The 16,193-nt window shown below is 45.3% G+C and carries 14 protein-coding genes; 10 read left to right on the top strand and 4 right to left on the bottom strand.

Annotation, left to right across the window (positions count from 1 at the left end):
* From DFP94_RS06190 to DFP94_RS06180, 3 genes are read left to right on the top strand one after another with little or no spacing between them, the layout of a single operon-like run.
* Positions 1-933: a carbohydrate ABC transporter permease gene (locus DFP94_RS06190; RefSeq protein ID WP_114495504.1), complete on the top strand. Its 933-nt coding sequence runs from the start codon at positions 1-3 to the stop codon at positions 931-933.
* Positions 930-1,763, top strand: a complete 834-nt coding sequence (locus tag DFP94_RS06185) for a carbohydrate ABC transporter permease (RefSeq protein ID WP_114495503.1) — start codon at positions 930-932, stop codon at positions 1,761-1,763. Before DFP94_RS06190 ends, DFP94_RS06185 begins: the two co-directional genes overlap by 4 nt.
* A 31-nt stretch (positions 1,764-1,794) precedes the next feature.
* Positions 1,795-2,952, top strand: a complete 1,158-nt coding sequence (locus tag DFP94_RS06180) for a glycoside hydrolase family 172 protein (protein ID WP_114495502.1) — start codon at positions 1,795-1,797, stop codon at positions 2,950-2,952.
* 61 nt (positions 2,953-3,013) lie between these two features.
* Here the strand turns inward: DFP94_RS06180 and DFP94_RS25405 are convergent, their stop codons facing one another.
* A complete protein-coding gene (locus DFP94_RS25405) occupies positions 3,014-3,187 on the bottom strand; it encodes a hypothetical protein (protein ID WP_181873033.1) in 174 nt (57 codons plus the stop codon).
* 10 nt (positions 3,188-3,197) lie between these two features.
* Positions 3,198-5,501 carry a hypothetical protein gene (locus tag DFP94_RS06175; protein ID WP_147273840.1) on the bottom strand — a complete coding sequence of 768 codons (2,304 nt, stop codon included), beginning with the start codon at positions 5,499-5,501 and terminating at the stop codon, positions 3,198-3,200.
* Between the two features lie 425 nt (positions 5,502-5,926).
* Between DFP94_RS06175 and DFP94_RS06170 the strand changes: the two genes are divergently transcribed.
* From DFP94_RS06170 to DFP94_RS06140, 7 genes are all read left to right on the top strand, one after another.
* On the top strand, positions 5,927-6,412 hold the full coding sequence (locus DFP94_RS06170) for a hypothetical protein (RefSeq protein ID WP_147273839.1): 486 nt from the start codon (positions 5,927-5,929) through the stop codon (positions 6,410-6,412).
* Positions 6,413-6,824: 412 nt separating this feature from the next.
* Entirely contained in the window at positions 6,825-7,157 is a 333-nt protein-coding gene (locus DFP94_RS06165; RefSeq protein ID WP_181873032.1) for a matrixin family metalloprotease, read from the top strand.
* Positions 7,158-7,173: 16 nt separating this feature from the next.
* Positions 7,174-7,806, top strand: coding sequence for a hypothetical protein (locus DFP94_RS06160; RefSeq protein WP_114495498.1), 633 nt, complete (start codon positions 7,174-7,176; stop codon positions 7,804-7,806).
* 735 nt (positions 7,807-8,541) lie between these two features.
* A complete protein-coding gene (locus DFP94_RS06155; protein ID WP_245954512.1) occupies positions 8,542-8,748 on the top strand; it encodes a helix-turn-helix transcriptional regulator in 207 nt (68 codons plus the stop codon).
* Positions 8,749-8,770: 22 nt separating this feature from the next.
* Positions 8,771-9,538, top strand: a complete 768-nt coding sequence (locus DFP94_RS06150; protein WP_114495496.1) for a DUF3169 family protein — start codon at positions 8,771-8,773, stop codon at positions 9,536-9,538.
* Positions 9,539-9,577: 39 nt separating this feature from the next.
* Positions 9,578-9,964: a hypothetical protein gene (locus DFP94_RS25920; protein ID WP_245954510.1), complete on the top strand. Its 387-nt coding sequence runs from the start codon at positions 9,578-9,580 to the stop codon at positions 9,962-9,964.
* A 423-nt stretch (positions 9,965-10,387) separates the two neighbouring features.
* The gene (locus DFP94_RS06140) at positions 10,388-11,224 is read left to right on the top strand and encodes a class I SAM-dependent methyltransferase (protein WP_114495494.1); all 837 of its coding nucleotides are present in this window, start codon (positions 10,388-10,390) and stop codon (positions 11,222-11,224) included.
* Between the two features lie 461 nt (positions 11,225-11,685).
* Here DFP94_RS06140 and DFP94_RS06135 read toward each other — a convergent pair whose 3' ends face one another.
* Both DFP94_RS06135 and DFP94_RS06130 read right to left on the bottom strand, forming a co-directional pair.
* On the bottom strand, positions 11,686-13,620 hold the full coding sequence (locus tag DFP94_RS06135) for a beta propeller repeat protein (RefSeq protein ID WP_114495493.1): 1,935 nt from the start codon (positions 13,618-13,620) through the stop codon (positions 11,686-11,688).
* A 352-nt stretch (positions 13,621-13,972) separates the two neighbouring features.
* Positions 13,973-16,045, bottom strand: a complete 2,073-nt coding sequence (locus tag DFP94_RS06130) for a serine hydrolase domain-containing protein (RefSeq protein WP_114495492.1) — start codon at positions 16,043-16,045, stop codon at positions 13,973-13,975.
* Positions 16,046-16,193 lie beyond the last annotated feature (148 nt).

Here is a 16,193-nt window from a genome sequence, read left to right as displayed (position 1 = left end):
ATGGAAGCCATCTCTTCCCATACCGGGAACCGTATGCGAAAGAAACGCCGCACACAAAGAGAGCTTTACGGTTGGTTGTTTGCTTTGCCGGCAATTTTGGGCTTGCTGATCTTTACGCTCGGCCCGATGATATACAGCCTGTACATGAGCTTTACCGATTACTCCGGATCGAATTCGCCGGGCTTTATCGGGCTCGATAACTATAAGCGAATGCTCGGCGGCGGAGACCCATATTTTTACAAATCGCTGGCTGTTACTTTTTATTTCGTCATCCTTAGCGTGCCGACCGGCATCGTCTATTCCTTTTTACTGGCAATTCTCCTGAATCAGAATGTTAAAGGGAAGTCGATCTTCCGCACGATTTTTTATCTGCCTTCGATCGTGCCGATCATCGCCATTTCGTTTATTTGGCTGTGGCTGCTCAATCCTGATCTCGGCCTTGCCAACGAGTTGCTTAGCACCCTGGGCCTTCCGGGAAGCCAATGGATTTTCGGGGAGAAGTCGGTCGTACCTTCCTTGGCTTTAATGAATCTGTGGACGACGGGCGGAACGATGATTATTTTTCTGGCGGGCTTGCAGGATATTCCCCGTTCGCTGTACGAAGCAATTGAGATGGACGGCGGATCAAGGTTGGCCAAACTGCGGCATATTACGATTCCAATGATGACGCCGACGATCTTTTTTAACCTGATCATGGGCATCATCAATGGCTTTCAGGTGTTCTCGCAGGCTTATGTTATGACGAACGGCGGCCCTAATAACGCCAGCTTGTTCTATGTGTTTTATTTGTACAGGGAAGCCTTTCAGTTCTCGCGGATGGGGAGCGCCAGCGCTATTGCCTGGGTGCTGTTCGCGATCATTATGGTTTTGACGTACATCGTGTTCAAGACATCGAATAAATGGGTTTACTATGAGGGGGATGGCGCGCGATGAAAGCCAAGGCTTGGTTTGAAAAGGGACTGATCTATCTGGTGCTTACGGCCGGGGGAATCTTCAGCCTACTGCCGCTGGTTTGGCTCATCCGCAGTTCCTTGATGAATATGGGGCAAATTTTCGAGTTGCCGCCCGTGTGGATTCCTCGGCCCGTTCAATTTTCCAATTACAGCGAGGCGCTGACCATCCTGCCTTTCGGCCAGTATTTCGTGAATACCGCGATCATCGTCGTCTTTTCGGTACTGGGCGTAATTATCACCAGCTCGATCAGCGCCTACAGCTTCGCCCGGATGAAATGGAGGGGCAGGAACATGGTGTTCGGCTTGCTGCTCTCCAGCATGATGCTACCGTACGCGGTCACGCTAATCCCGACGTTTATCGGCTGGAGCCAAATAGGTTTAACGAATTCCTTCATTCCGCTCATCGCACCGGCCTGGTTTGGGGGAGGCGCATTCAACATCTTCCTGCTGCGCCAGTTCTATCTCAGCATCCCCCGGGATCTGGATGAGGCGGCTTACGTGGACGGCGCCGGTCATTGGCGGATTTTCCGGTCGATCATCCTGCCGCTGACCAAACCCGCGCTGATCGTCGTTGGTTTGTTTTCGTTTTTGGCCGCGTGGAACGATTTTCTTGGTCCGCTCGTTTATTTGAACGACGAAACGAAATATACGCTGGCCCTTGGATTGCAGCAGTTCAAAGGGATGTATTCGGCCGAGTGGCATCTGATGATGGCGGCGGCCACCGTGGTACTGCTTCCGGCCATTATCGTATTTTTCATCGGACAGCGCTATTTCATCGAAGGCATTACGTTAACGGGCATCAAAGCTTGATTTGGAAAAAGAGGGGAAGGGTGGAACAGGCATGAATCCGTTGTACTTGCGTAAAGAGGGAACGTCCCGGCGGCAATCGAGCTGGGATCAAACCGGAGGCAACAGAGACTTCATCTCAATCAAAGCGGGCCAAACCGCGGTGATTGCAGAAATCGCCGGCCCGGGCGTGATCCAGCATATTTGGATGACCATCGCGGCCAGGAACAAATACGCGTTCCGCAAAGTATTGATCCGCATGTTTTGGGATGACGAACGGGAACCAAGCGTGGACTCGCCGGTCGGCGACTTTTTCGGCGTCGGGCATGGCGTGGCCAGCCATTATGTCTCCATGCCGCTCAACATGATTACGACCCAGGGCGTGATCGAAGACAAGGCCGCCATGAACTGTTTTTTTGAAATGCCGTTCCGCTTGGGAGCACGGATCGAAATCGTCAATGAGTGTGAGGACGAAATCGTTTTATACTATTACGTGGATTATGTAGAAAAAGCGGTGCCGGTCGACAGCTTTTACTTCCACGCCTCCTGGCGCAGGGAGAATCCGACGAAGGGACTGGCGGATCTTTCCGTGCTGAAAGTGGAACAAGATAAGCAGGATAATGCCAATTATGCCGATCAGAAAGTATACGAGTTAAAAAATCTGACCGGAGACGACAATTACATTCTGCTCGATGCGGTGGGCGAAGGCCATTATGTGGGCTGCAACCTAAGCATCGACCATCTGAATCCGATGCCCGGCTTCAGTTGGCCGGGCGAGGGGGACGACATGTTCTTCATCGACGGCGAACCGTGGCCGCCTCGCTTACACGGGACGGGGACGGAAGATTATTTCTGCGCCGCCTGGGGGTATCCCGCCGGAAAATACGATGCGCCGTACCACGGATTGTCGCTGTACGCCCCGATCCGGGAAAACGGCGATGCCTGGAAAGAGAGCAACACGATTTCGTTTAACGATTATTCCGGGAAAATGACGCAATACCGGTTTCATATCGTCGACCCTATCATCTTCCGCAAGTCGATCCGCTTCAGCATTGAGCACGGGCACGGAAACGCCCAATCGAACGACTACGCATCGGTCGCCTACTGGTATCAGCGCGAGCCGCACAAGGCATTCCCGCAGATGCTGCCCGTCTTGCAGCGGCTACCGATTCCGGAGAAGGAAAGCGCAAGATTGTTCTATCGGACGTTCTAGCGGAATGGTTCAGAAATTAACGCGGTCAAAGCGGTTGAACTTTTCAACGCGCCGAGGACGCTTAGATTTCCGCAATGTTCCCGTTGCCTCCGTCAAGCGCCGATTTCGGTTTTGAGTCATTTTTTACCCTAAGATGTTCGCGGATTGAAAACAGCGGCAAGCCGGAAATTCCGGACTTGCCGCTGTTTTTTGGGGGTCGCGTCTGCTGCCGCAAAGAAAGGGTTAGCTTCGGCACCCCGCCCCCTTTATTTGCAAGGAGCGTAGGCGATAATGATAAAGGATTTGCTTTCTCCGGGCTGCAGCGTTTCTTGAAAGATGACGGTTGTACAGCCGTTGTAATAACCGTTGTCCACGCGGCCGCCGGCGGGCTTGCCGTTTACGAACGTGCGGGGGCTGGCGCCTTGTTCGCAGGGGAGTTCCACCAGCACGGTCACTAGCTTGGCGCCAAAGTTCGCCGCAACCGCTTCGACGATGCAGTCCTCTCGGCGGAAAGAAAGGTTAAATACGCCGCTGCCAAGTCTGGCGCCTTCCCAGGCGAAGGAACCGGCGGCGCGCAAAGGGCGGAAGGACAACTGGCGCGCGGGAGCGTCATAAGCGATCCCTAGAATCCGGGAGGTGAACAGGCCGGAAAATACCCCCGACGCCCAGCCGCATTTGCCGCAATTGTGGTGCCGGACTACGTCTCCGTAACTTGCGCCGTTAAGGTAAGGCCACCACCAAAGCGAGCCGTCGGCGTCGGTCAGCTTGCGGATTTCCGTCAAATAGCCATCCGTCCCGGACATGGATGCGAAATCCGTAAGCATGCCCATGCCGCTCATATAACCCGGAAACGTACAGGCGGCGTGTTCCCCCCATTGAATGCCTCTGGATTCCGGATTATAGGTCGGATTCGCGGGGCTTAACGAGAACTGCATGTAGTGCCGGTAAGCCGTATCGTCATAAGAGGCGTATCCGTATAAAGGCATGAGAATCGTATCGGATTCTTCTCCGTCACGGTGGAACAGGTCGATCGAGCCGTCTTTCATCAGATGGCCGATGAACTGCATGCCGAAATCGTCGTAGTTCCCCTTGTATTTGCTTGAATCGCCTTTCAGCGCATCGCCTCCGGCGCTTGTTCCTTCCGTATATTGAAGACCAAAAGGACCCTCCACAGTATTGTGCCGCTGCAAATCTTCCCTGATGCTTGCGGCGACGGTCCGATAATGTTCGGCGGTTTCCATATCCCCGAATACCTCGCGGACGATGCGGGCGTAATGGTGGAAAGCGGCCCAGGCCACTACGTTGGAGCCCGTGTGATAATCACCGAGCGAATACGCGTCGGACAGCCAATCCGAGGGGAAGAGCCATGGGCCGTCTTGATTGCGGGTCCGCAGCGTTTCCTCCAGCAGCTTGCGAATGCTTATATCGATATCCGGCCATTCCAGGAAAAACCGCTTGTCACCGGTGCTTCGGTAGTACAGGCCGGCCATCACTACGGAAGACAGGGAGTTGCTGAGCGAGTGGGAAATGCCGCCGGAGTAGCGGTTGCCGGCCGGCCGGACCCCATGCTTCAGAAACCACAGCACCCCTTGCTTGAACAACTCCGGTTCGGCCGTGTGGAAGGGGAGGAGAGAAAAGTACATATCCTTGTTCCAGGTGAACTCCGTCGTCGGATACGTTCCCCAGTTCGACCCGACGACGGCGCCTTGGCGATCCATGGCGATCGAACCTAGGGACTGCAGCATCGCCCGTTCATAGAATTCTGCCGCGAACGGGTCGTCTCTCATCTGAAGCCGCCCGAGCATGCCGCGGTAATAAGCCCAAGTTTCGTTGAGCCAATAAAGCGTGCCCTTTTCGCCGATAAGTAGGGCCGTCTCTTCCCCGGGCGGGCAGATCACAACCGGCACCCAGACGCTCTGTCCCGGAGCAAGATGAAAGGGGACCGCTCCGCCTGCCGCATACCCATCTTCTCTTTCCACGGGATAAATGCAGACATCGGGTCCGGAGAATAACCGATCCGCTTCGGTATCCGGGCGCGGAAGCAGCACTTCACCATCAACCTCCTGCCCGGACCGGTTCTCGACATGCAGGCCGTATACCGCTCCCCGCAGTCGCGCCGTACCATCGGCGGAGATGGGCGTATAGATGAGCAGCGTAGCCTTCACGTCACCGAGCCGATATTCGGTCACGGGAAACAAATTATCCAGCAGGGAGGTGGTGTAAGGAAGATCGTCCAGGCCCAGGTCATACCGCCACTCGCCTAACTTCAACGCAAAAGCGTACGGCCCCGATTTGCGGAAGTCTTTGCACATCCAGACGCCGGGAATGTTGTCGCTGGCATATTGGCCGTTATAAACCGTAATGTACTTGATCAATCCGTTCATATTCACGTTGACGAGTGTTTTGTTGTTTGAGATATCGAAAGTCAACTCGGGATCAGGCAACTTGTGCCTGAAGAAACTCACCTCGTCGTTTGCGGCGTACCGTCCGTTCTCGTAGCCGACGCCAAAGAAACGGCTTTTAGGCTGCGACAATGCTTCACTGATGGTATTAAAGGATAACGTCATCATGTCATTCTCCTTTGCAAGTAAACTGAGCGGCCTGCGGCGCTTTCCTTCATTATTCGGGAGACGGGCCGCCGAAAGATATAGGAGAATTTTGGGAAAATGGGATTTTTTATAGCGCTTTCATGATTCGGATTTAAAAATTTCTGTAAAAATATTAATGTTTGCACAATTTTCACGAATCTTCAACATGTTCAGGGGGGATGAAGATGAAAAAAGTAATGTCCGGAATGCTTGCAATGATAATGCTGATCACGTTATTGTCGGCTTGTGGAAGTGCCAAAAATGAAAGCGCTACGAACGCGGGGAATGGAAGTCAGAGGAATTAAAGGAAAAGATGCATACCGGAGTATTCAATATAAATATTTTTGGTGCAGACAAAGCTGCGCCCCGTCTATCTCTTTAATTTTGATGATAAGGAAATGGTACAATTGTACTTGAATGACCCAAGTCTGGCAGTAGATATTTTTTCAAACAATGGTGCAGATTCTTCTCCATACGGGATGTTTATGGAATCTGGCAATACAGATATCCTGCGGGAAGGAGATATGGAAGAAAAAAAATATTTATATGGGTTGTTATGGATTGACAAAGACGGAAAATCAAATGAGAACGAGTTTAGGATGGTCGGCAAGAACTTGGGGTACAACTCAGGGGATATAATATGCCAGTATCTTGTTTCAACAAAAGAGGCAGGGCACGAATACTGTGATTTTTTTAAAGCATGGCTGAAAGTGAGGGACAAGAACTTGAGCCCATTCAAAGTCGCTATTTTAGCGGCTTTTTTGTTTTATCGGTACAAGTTCTTGTCCCGAGGGGAGGCCAAAAACTTGTACCGATTGCCGGAAAGGAAAGGAACATGTTCCCATTATCGATTAGACATGTGGCTAATCAATAATGGATCGTTACCTCATTAAGCTACGAGCAGGTTAGTTTAAGAAAATATAATATCAGCCGAATTTGAATGGTTGCAAATTTTAACTCGTCCTAATGAAAGTGCTGCTAGAAATAAAGATCTTCAATAAATCAGGTAGGAACCCTATAAAAATGCAAGGGGTTAAAGAAATATTGAATAAGCATCAAGGAGTTACTCAGATAAAAGAGATTATTGGTAAGCAATAGATGAATATCATGTGGATACACGATACACTGACGTTGACTTACATTTCAATACACAAGATATTGAAAGTAAATTAAGAAAGATAGATCCACTTAAAAAGAGTGGATAGGCCAAACCAAATTAAGTATTGGTTCGACAGTTCAATCTCCCAAAATGGATACAACTCTGCGGCTACTCATGGTAGCACTGCATGGAATGGAGTCCCTGGTGTGAACTTAAAAATTAATGCGACTGCTACAACGTCAGCATCTTCTGCCGATGTTAAATGGTATGCAGCTAGTGCAAATAATGACCTTGGACAGTTTTACGCGCATTGTGAGTGGTCGGGCGGTTTGGCTTCAAGATCAGTAATTAGTATCAATACTGCAAGATTTAAGAATTTAGATTCTGACAAACAAAAGGAAACTACCGCCCATGAAATGGGGCATGCTCTAGGCTTAGACCACGAAGATGATGTTCCTGCAATAATGGTCTCATCCGGATGGGAAAATAGTATTTATCCTGTACAAGATGATAAAGATGGTATTTATCATATATATTGATTAAGGAGGTAAACTAATGAAACAGCACAATATATTTCTTGCTATAAGCTTAATCACCATAGTAGCTATTTCATCAATTGGGCTTATAAATAATAAGGATGAGAAAGCCCATGATAGGGTGAAATATATTAACTCTTCAGCTAAAATCATCAGTTACAGCGATTTTAATAATTTAGATACTACTGCAGAGCTAATTATCAAAGGAACCAAGGATCGTGTGATAGAAACAATCCTTGATAAGGACTCTATGGGAGATGTTATAAGTTACGGAACTAAATCAGCTATAAAAGTAAATAAGGTTTTTAAAACTAATAATGAAAATATTACTGAGGATTCAGAAATCGTTATTCAAGAAAATGGAGCAACTGAAAAAACAGAAGACGGTATAGCTATATATGGTATAGAAGGATACCAATTGATGAATGAAAACGAGGAATATTTACTCTTTTTAGACAAGAGTCTAACTGACCCCAATATTTACTTTGTTAAAGGTGTTTACTATGGGAAGGTACCTCTTGAAGAGCCAAATAAGAGTAAGATACAAAACAACAATGAAGCCAATTCATTTGATTTACAGTATCAAGGTGAACCGACTGATAAACTAAAGCAAATCTTCAAAGATGCATTAAATAAATATGGAGATAAATAACCAATAGACAATGAGACCGTGCCCGAAAATGAAGGCACGGTCTTTTATAAGGACAAGCAGTTATTTATTACTGAATCTGTGCCACCATGTATCCGATGATCAGAACCACGGCCAGACAGAACAGCACGAAAGATGTGATCTTCCACGGGCTGCGCGGGACGGTGCCGGACACAACTAACCAGTTGCGTACGGATCCACCTGGCCATAAACAAAGCTGCAGCTGCTCTTCCGGATCGATCGTGTTTTTTTAAGAGAAACATGGAAATGAGAAAAACAACGACAAATAATAAAACACATGATTGTGACACAATCCATTGTCGGATGACAAGAACATAATCCCATAAGATTCCGCGCCCAGCGCGGGTTTTCTGTTTTAAGGGATCAAGTTCTTGTCCTTTGTCCGGGACAAGAACTTGATCCCTTTGCCTACTATTGCCGATTTGATATCTATCTATATAAATGTACTTATTTTATCTAGCCGCTAGACGCACCAGATGGCTTAGTGATTGGAACTCTCACATAAGCTACTTTTTCTTGCTTTGATTCAGAATGGTAGGACTAACCACTACAAAAACAATTACATAATGGCAAGCCTAGTTGTGTTAATCAAATCCACACCACCTCTCATACTCAATTCAGTATTAAGTGCATTTGTATAACATCATATACTTATTGTATATTATTGTTTACATTTTGCAATAAATTATTTACAATCCAAATATGGAGGTGGAGAGTTTGAGCAAATTAGTTAACCGTGTCCGTGAATTAAGGGCGAGGGATCAATTATCACAAGAAGAACTGGCAAAACGAGTGGGGGCTTCTCGACAGACTATTGCGTTAATCGAACGGGGGGACTATTCCCCCTCTGTGCTACTGAGTCTGAAGATAGCCGCAGAGTTTGCTGTGCAGGTTGAAGACGTTTTTTCTATTCAAGATGAGTAATAAAAGGAGCGTGTCATAATTGATGAATAAATCAAATAAAAACTTGAAAACAAAAAAAATATGGAGAATCATTTTTTGGGCCTTAATTGGGGCAGTTTGGGGCTATTTGTTGGCCTCAGGAATGATTACACTTCCCCAGGATGCCGACATCAGAATTTACCTTGTTTATGAATATGATCTCATGTTTGCTTTGTTGGCGTTGATTGTTCTTGTCCTGCTGGTCTGGAATGTGAAAGGTCTCTTTCGCTTAAATGCCATGAGTGGTGATCTTCAGAATTTAGATATGCCTGTGACACCGAAAGAGAAACTACTCAATACCATTCTTAAGGTAAGCACCTATAACACCATTGTTAGTCTCATTTGGTTGGTGCTTGCTTTAGGCTACGCTTTGGGAGCAGGTAATTCAAAAGACAGCATTAGTACTTATATGGTGGTTAATTTGGTCAGCAGTTGTGTCATGTTCCTTATAGCTATCTTCCTCCAAAACCGTACTCTTGTAGCCTTCAACAAGGTTTATCCAAATCGAATGTTAAACCTTAACCAAAGCAGCCAGAAAGAAGTAGAACGTGAAATGTTTGCTGATATGGATGAAGGTGAGCGGTGGATCGTCTACCGTTCTGCTTATTCCGCCTATAAGACTACCAATAAGATGCTAATCATAGGCATCGTACTTTTTGTATTATATTCCGTGATATTCGGCTTTACTCCGCTACCTATTATTGTTTTGGGCATCACTTTGCTGGTGCAACAAATGGCTTATCACCGGGAAGTAAGTAGACATTATAATTAAATACTCTTAGTAAATGGAGTGATTCTAGGGAATCTGGAAATGTTTCGTAAGCGCACTCGTCTTTGGAAAAAGACATCCATTGTCGCAATTCTAATTCTCACAATAGTGAACTCAACGGTGCAGGCATCTGACATTTCATCTGTTTCTGCTTCTGGGCAGGCCAAGCAACTGACGGCGGAAAACGCGAAGGCATTTCTCCAACAATTTTTCACCAGAGAAGAGATGAAAGCTCAACTCTCGGTGCCGTTGTCATTATGGTCAAGGATGGAAAGACAGTGGTTAAAGAAGGATTCGGCTATGCAGACAAATCCCGAAATACTGTGGTGGATCCTGATGAAACAGTCTTTCGAATGGCTTCAGTATCTGAGATATTTCTACATAACTAGTATTCAAGAAAAACTGATGTTGAGTATACAATGTGCATAAGAGCAGGTCACTAACTTCCAAACCGTTTTTTGATTCGGAAAGGGAATGCTGAGTTCTTCTGGTTGAAATTGTCGGTGGACAAGAACATAGGGCTATTGCCGATTAGATAAGTGACTAATTAATAACAAACGGGGTATGGTGGATAGGGGACAAGGATGTTTTCAACATGCAAGGCATGATTAACAATCCACATTGTTCATTACAAGGGAGTGTTACATGCTGGTTTTCGCTTTTGACCGTGCCTAAGCCGGGGGAAATTGTAGCGTGGGGAAAATGAGAGTTTGGAAAATTGAGAATGTAAATTGGGGAAATTCTTAGTATAATGGGTTGCAAGCGGATTCTTAGGAGGTGGTTGTATGAGTGAAAGCGATATTAGTGATATTACCCTGATTATAATACCAAAAATTAAAAGGAGATGCTTTTATGAGTTACAACCCCGAAATTCCAAGAAGCCGGTATGATAACTATGGTGACCGTGAATGGACACGTCTTGAAAAAGATGGGCATGGCGAACTTTTATATCAGGTACATCTTGATATTTTGAAGCGTTATATTAAACTAACCGATAAAGTTTTAGAGATTGGTGCGGGTTCAGGAAGATATACAAAGGATATTGTTACTATGTGTGCAGAATTGACCGTTGCAGATATATCTAGTCATCAAATTGAGTTCAATAAGTCCAAAATGCGCGAGCTATCACTGATTGACAGAATAGAGGCATACCATGTTTTAGATGTTCTTGATATGAGTGTTTTTAATGATTCTTCTTTCGATTGCGTTGTCTGTATAGGTGGTGTAATCAATTATCTTTTGGACAAAGAGAAAGATGGAATACAAGAAATTCTAAGAGTATTAAAATCGGATGGCGTATTGATTGTTGGGTCCATGAGTTTCATTGGCGCTTCGCTTTATTATCTTGAAGGTATAAGGTATGAAAAAGACCAATTCGGGCTTGAAGCTACAAGGTGGATTTTTGATACAGGTGTTCAAGACGAAGAGCATTATCCAGTTGAAAGCAAGCATTACGTCCATATGATGAGAAGCACCGAAATGGATGCTTTATTTGCTCAGTTTCCTGTAAGAGTTCAAGAGAGAAGCTCCGCTGGTTTATTTACGCAAGCAGGAGATTCTGCTTTAGAAAATGCTTGCAACGATAAAGAATTTTGGAAGCTAATTGTCGAAAAAGAAATTGCGTTTACCAAATTACAGGGCACTCTGGATTGTGGAATGAATATCATCTATGTTGTGCAAAAGTTGTAATTTCCGCCACTAATTTCAAAACAGAAACAAGGAGCCAAGATCCACGATAATCTTGCTCCTTGTTCTACATGAGGGATAGAAAAAGAATCCTTGGCTGCGACGGGGGAAACTCATAAGAAAAACAACTTAATATTTCAAGTAAGGTAAAAATAACCTATATAATATAAATATGGCGGCAATCTTATATAAGCAAGAAAAATGCCTGACATACATATGTACAAAATACGAGTTTTGTGAACATATATATAATAAACCAAATTATTAAAAGAAAAAACTGTTGAGAAATTTTACTCAACAGTTTTTCTCAATTAAGATGCTGCAAGTTCCGTGTCGAACGTATCCATCGTCTTCCCGACGCAGCTCGATGTAGTTCAGTTCAAATTTCCGATCGGCGATTCACGTTGAGAGAATATTAGACTGATTTTACTCCGATTTGCTCAAGCGTGCTTCATCATTTGAAATTACCGTGCGCTTGTCAAATAAGTGCCTTTGTTGCCTACAGCGATATAGCGTGTTCCATCCCAAACTATGCCGTTCAAATATTCGGAAGTGCCTGATTTCACACTTGCCCACGTCTTTCCATCCGTTGAACGCAATATGGTTCCTCCCGCTCCCACTGCCATAAACTCCCCGTTCCCATAAATTACAGTACTAAGGGTATCCCCTCGCTTGGAATGGTGATCCTCATGCTTGAAATAAGTCTTCTCATAATCCGACCAGACCGGGAAATTCGCTTTAATCCACTTCCCATTTTGCAAATAGTACAGTGCTGCGCCTCCATTGTCCGAATACTCATACTTCACGGTCGTATCGTCACCTTTGACAACGATGGGCTCATTTTTGAGCTCGACAGGGCTTGCAGAAGTGATATCCTTCCAATTCGTCAAGCCGCTGGCAAGCTGATATTTTTTACCAAAGTAAGTTCGTCCAATAAAGGACTGCCCATCCCACTTTACATCAATTGGATGATCGAGATCACTCAGAGACTTGCTTACCGGCTCCGCCCCTTCACTACGAACTGCTGTAAAGCTATAGCTGCTTCTCATCGACTTCCAGTACCAGTCTTCCTCCTGGGTAACCAAAGCAAAATCCTGCCCATGACATGCAACGCTCACCACGTTATCATATTTGGATACATCGAATGTTTGCTTCCATTTGTGAGCGTCAGTGGAGGTAAGAAATCTTCCGTTGGAGCCATATAAATAGTAAGCTCCCTCTGTAAAGCCAACCCCATACAAATCCGTACCGACAGGCGCAGCGTTCTGTAGGGTGCTTTTTCCAAAATTCTTCAAGTCAGTAGAAGTATATATCCCCCCAAATGAACTGACAGTAATGTATTGATGTCCGTCCCATATCGTCTTATAGAGGATCATTCGTTCAGCGTTAATGTCCTGAAGAGAAAATGCAGACGAATCAGCTTCCTTTGCATCCTCTCTGAGCTGGTCGAATAGGTTGATTGCTTTCCAGGTGCTGCCGTCGTCAGAGACTGTCAGATAACCTCCCGCAGCATTCATTACATATTGATTATGTACGTAATCAATGGATGAGGCTCCTGTGGAATCTCCCCAATCCAGCAAATCCTTGGAACTGGCGGACTTGATCCCCTGAAAGCTGCCGGCCTTTAGTACAGCCGGTCTTGGCCGGGCAGTATCTATCCGGTCGAATGCCACCACAAACCCGCTTGATCCAAAGGCGGCGTCAATGTAAGACTTTTCAACAGAAGACCAATTTACCAGATTTTTACTAGTCATGACCTTGTAATCCGAGAACAGATAGTAGGCTCCGTTCAAATATTTAAGCTTGCTTGCATGATACAAATAAGGCGCTACCTGTGTTGTTTTCCAGCCCTGGCCATTCTTGGAGGTGGATACGAACACATACCCCGTGCTACTCATTTTTTTATACGTATCAATGGCATAGGCATCCATTTGCGTCAGAACGACGAATTGCTTGCCATCCCATATTACACTCGTATTGGACTGGACCCGATTCTTAGCAAAGTCCCCCTTTTTTGCTTCCTTCATATTAGTGACTGATTTGGTCGAGAAGGTCAAGGATTGCTTCTTCCAGGTGTTGCCGTCGGCAGAGGTCAGAATGGTGTTGTTGTTGCCCACTGCAACAAATACGCCATTTCCGAAGGCGACAGCGTGGATTTTTGTAGATGTGCCGGAGGGAATGATGGTCCATGATTTCGCATCCATCGAACGTACAATCGCCCCATCGCTGCCCACTGCTATGTATATATTATTTCCATAGGTAATATCATAAAGGTCGCTGGCAAAGAAATCAGTCTGCTTGGTAAAGACCGGAAGTGCCCCCGCTGCTGCCCTGTTTGGTAGGGAGGGAACAAGCAAAAATAAGCATAATAGAACAATTGCACCTTTTACCATTTTCATCAGTATTCATTCTCCTTTAAATACGTTTTATAGCTAAGTAGATTTGAATCCATACCAACGAGGGAAACAGTTCGGATGTTGGTTTGGTTGGTAATGACTCCCCTTACGATCTTTGTTTAAATCAAAGCAACATATCATTCGGTGAGAAGAATTCTCCATCACGACTTTCAAAGCATGTTCTTGTCCAAAATCGACAAACGATATATGTTCTTGTCATTGACTTTTGACAAGAACATATATCGTTAAAACAAAGAAGGCCGCAGTGATGTGACTTTTAAGCGTATATGTTCTTGTCATCCGACAGCGCTTGATAAAAGCTGTATTTCTTACGGATCAAATCAGATGAATCAAGCTACTTCTCCAACGAAATGTTAAATGAAGAGCCAGCCTTGCCAGCAAATACAATCGTTCCGTTCTCAGGGAGAACAACTTCGTTACTGCCGCTGACTATGGTGTAGTTCACACATGTTCCGTTTCCGTCGTATACCGCATAAGCTCCTTGTTCAGGCATCGCTACTATCATTTTCTTACCAGCAACTGCTTGGGGTACGCTATACCATCTGGCATGGCCATCAGTTTGCACTGTAACCATTGAATTTTTCCCTTGATACAGAGGTATTACTTTATCCTCACTGACATACAAACTTCCAGCCGACTCAAAGTATTCAATACCTTCTTTCATATAAAAACGAAATTCAGCCGTATCTCGGCTTCCCGTTACAGGGACTTGATGTTGGCTCACTGCAGTATTCGGTCCAGTAATTTTCTTATCCCCTAAATAATCCTTTAATTCTGCGGTACGGGAAATCTTGAGGGTTGGATTAACCATGTAAACAAGTGAACTAAACTTCTCACTCACAGGATAATACGTTTTGCCTTCTCTCTTTGCCCATACATCTTCACTCTCTTTAGATAGGGCCTGAGTTTCCAGCTTCTCGGCTACGTACAGAGATATTGCCAATTGTCCCAACCCGGGAACGGTTACATATTCTCTATTCCACAGGTAGGTGCGCCCATTTTTTTCGGTTACAATATTGATCTTCGAACTTCCTTCTTGGTTAACAAAAGACCCTTCCGATGTATATACATATTTCTGCTCTGGATACTCAGGGACACTCGGCACTGATAATGATAGCTCTCCATCCTTAATAGCAATTTTAATTTGCTGACCTGTAGCACCATAATAGCCCGAGTATTTGGTGATGTCGATTGGCATGTCAGCCTTAACAGGTGTGCCGAATGATTTCTCCGGTTTAATATCTTTGATTTCACCCTTCTCTTTCAATGCCTGAAGAAGAAGTTCGTGCGCCAGAAGTTCGTTTGTCGAACTACTTCCGCCTGAGGATAGAACTGCAGCAGCCATGTTCTGCTCTGGAAGCACCACGAGAGAGGCGTGGTAAAAAATCGTGTCTCCGCCCTTGCTGAGACCCTTTATTTTATAATCGCTGAACGGAAATAATCTTACACTATCCCAACCCAGCCCGTAGTCAACTATACTATCCGCTTCTTTGGGCCAGATTCCCTTGTTGTACTCCTCTTGCTCCATTGCTAGTACCGATCTGTCCGAGAGAACATCTTTTTCACGCCCCATAAATATTTGCGAAAATTGTACCATGTCCTCTGCTGTGGAATAAATTCCGCCCGTTCCAATCACGTTGACAGTTTCATTTGGAAGCTGCTGCTTTGGATATGTTGGATAATAAAGACCCGGAAGTTTACTTAATTCTAATACGTCTTGCGACGTCTTCGTATGCTTCAATCCTAACGGTTCGGTAATATGTTGATGAATGAATGTGGTGAATTTCATACCACTGACTCTTTCAACAAGAATCTCAGCCAGTGTAAATCCGTCGTTGCAATAAACAGAGAATGCCCCCGGATCAGCTTTTAAACGCTGTGTAGACAATTGCTCTAGCAGATTATCATGTGCATACGTGTCATTATCATTGAACAGAAATGCACTACCCAGGCTCGACCCTTGGAGTCCGGAAGAATGGTTCAGCAGCATACGCGGCGTAATTTGCTTATAACGTTCATCTATCATTTTGAAATCAGTTAAGTACTCCACTAAAGGGGTATCTAGATTGACTTTCCCTTCATCTACCAATTTCATGACGGCAACAGTCGTAAACATTTTGCTCGTTGATCCGATACCATACATGGTTTCTTCGGTCAAAGGGATTTTCCCTTCTATATCGTTCAATCCCGACTGTCCTGTCACAGTAATCTTGCCATTGTCGATCAGTGCATACTGTACGCTGGTCGTACCGTTCTGTTCGGTAAGCAACGCCGCTTTCTCAGAAGCGATAATCGCCAGTGTCTGATTTGAAGGTGCAATGTTCTCGTTAGACGCTATTGCTGCAGTCGGGACAAGCGGTGTTAGTGCAATTGCAGCACTCAGAATCCATAGCAACCTTTTTTTCATTAAAAAACCTCCTTAAATATAAAACTATGATGTATTACGTTTCATACGGTTAAATGGTTCATATTTCCACAGGAAAAATCTTACTCCGACTCATATACCAAGACGGGCTAAGCCTTGAGCCTCTCATTTCTCAATTCGATACTCACTT

The organism is Fontibacillus phaseoli, from assembly GCF_003337355.1.
Lineage (GTDB): Bacteria > Bacillota > Bacilli > Paenibacillales > Paenibacillaceae > Fontibacillus > Fontibacillus phaseoli.
Note: the sequence above shows the minus strand (reverse complement) of the source record. Positions and strands in the feature narration are given on the sequence as shown.

What these genes read in the sequence shown, in the direction of transcription:
- DFP94_RS06160 (WP_114495498.1), top strand. Translation starts at nt 7,174, where the DNA reads ATGAAACAGCACAATATATTTCTTGCTATAAGCTTAATCACCATAGTA.
- DFP94_RS06130 (WP_114495492.1), bottom strand. Translation starts at nt 16,045, where the DNA reads ATGAAAAAAAGGTTGCTATGGATTCTGAGTGCTGCAATTGCACTAACA.
- DFP94_RS25920 (WP_245954510.1), top strand. Translation starts at nt 9,578, where the DNA reads ATGTTTCGTAAGCGCACTCGTCTTTGGAAAAAGACATCCATTGTCGCA.
- DFP94_RS06185 (WP_114495503.1), top strand. Translation starts at nt 930, where the DNA reads ATGAAAGCCAAGGCTTGGTTTGAAAAGGGACTGATCTATCTGGTGCTT.
- DFP94_RS06140 (WP_114495494.1), top strand. Translation starts at nt 10,388, where the DNA reads ATGAGTTACAACCCCGAAATTCCAAGAAGCCGGTATGATAACTATGGT.
- DFP94_RS06135 (WP_114495493.1), bottom strand. Translation starts at nt 13,620, where the DNA reads ATGAAAATGGTAAAAGGTGCAATTGTTCTATTATGCTTATTTTTGCTT.
- DFP94_RS06150 (WP_114495496.1), top strand. Translation starts at nt 8,771, where the DNA reads ATGAATAAATCAAATAAAAACTTGAAAACAAAAAAAATATGGAGAATC.
- DFP94_RS06175 (WP_147273840.1), bottom strand. Translation starts at nt 5,501, where the DNA reads ATGATGACGTTATCCTTTAATACCATCAGTGAAGCATTGTCGCAGCCT.
- DFP94_RS06190 (WP_114495504.1), top strand. Translation starts at nt 1, where the DNA reads ATGGAAGCCATCTCTTCCCATACCGGGAACCGTATGCGAAAGAAACGC.
- DFP94_RS06180 (WP_114495502.1), top strand. Translation starts at nt 1,795, where the DNA reads ATGAATCCGTTGTACTTGCGTAAAGAGGGAACGTCCCGGCGGCAATCG.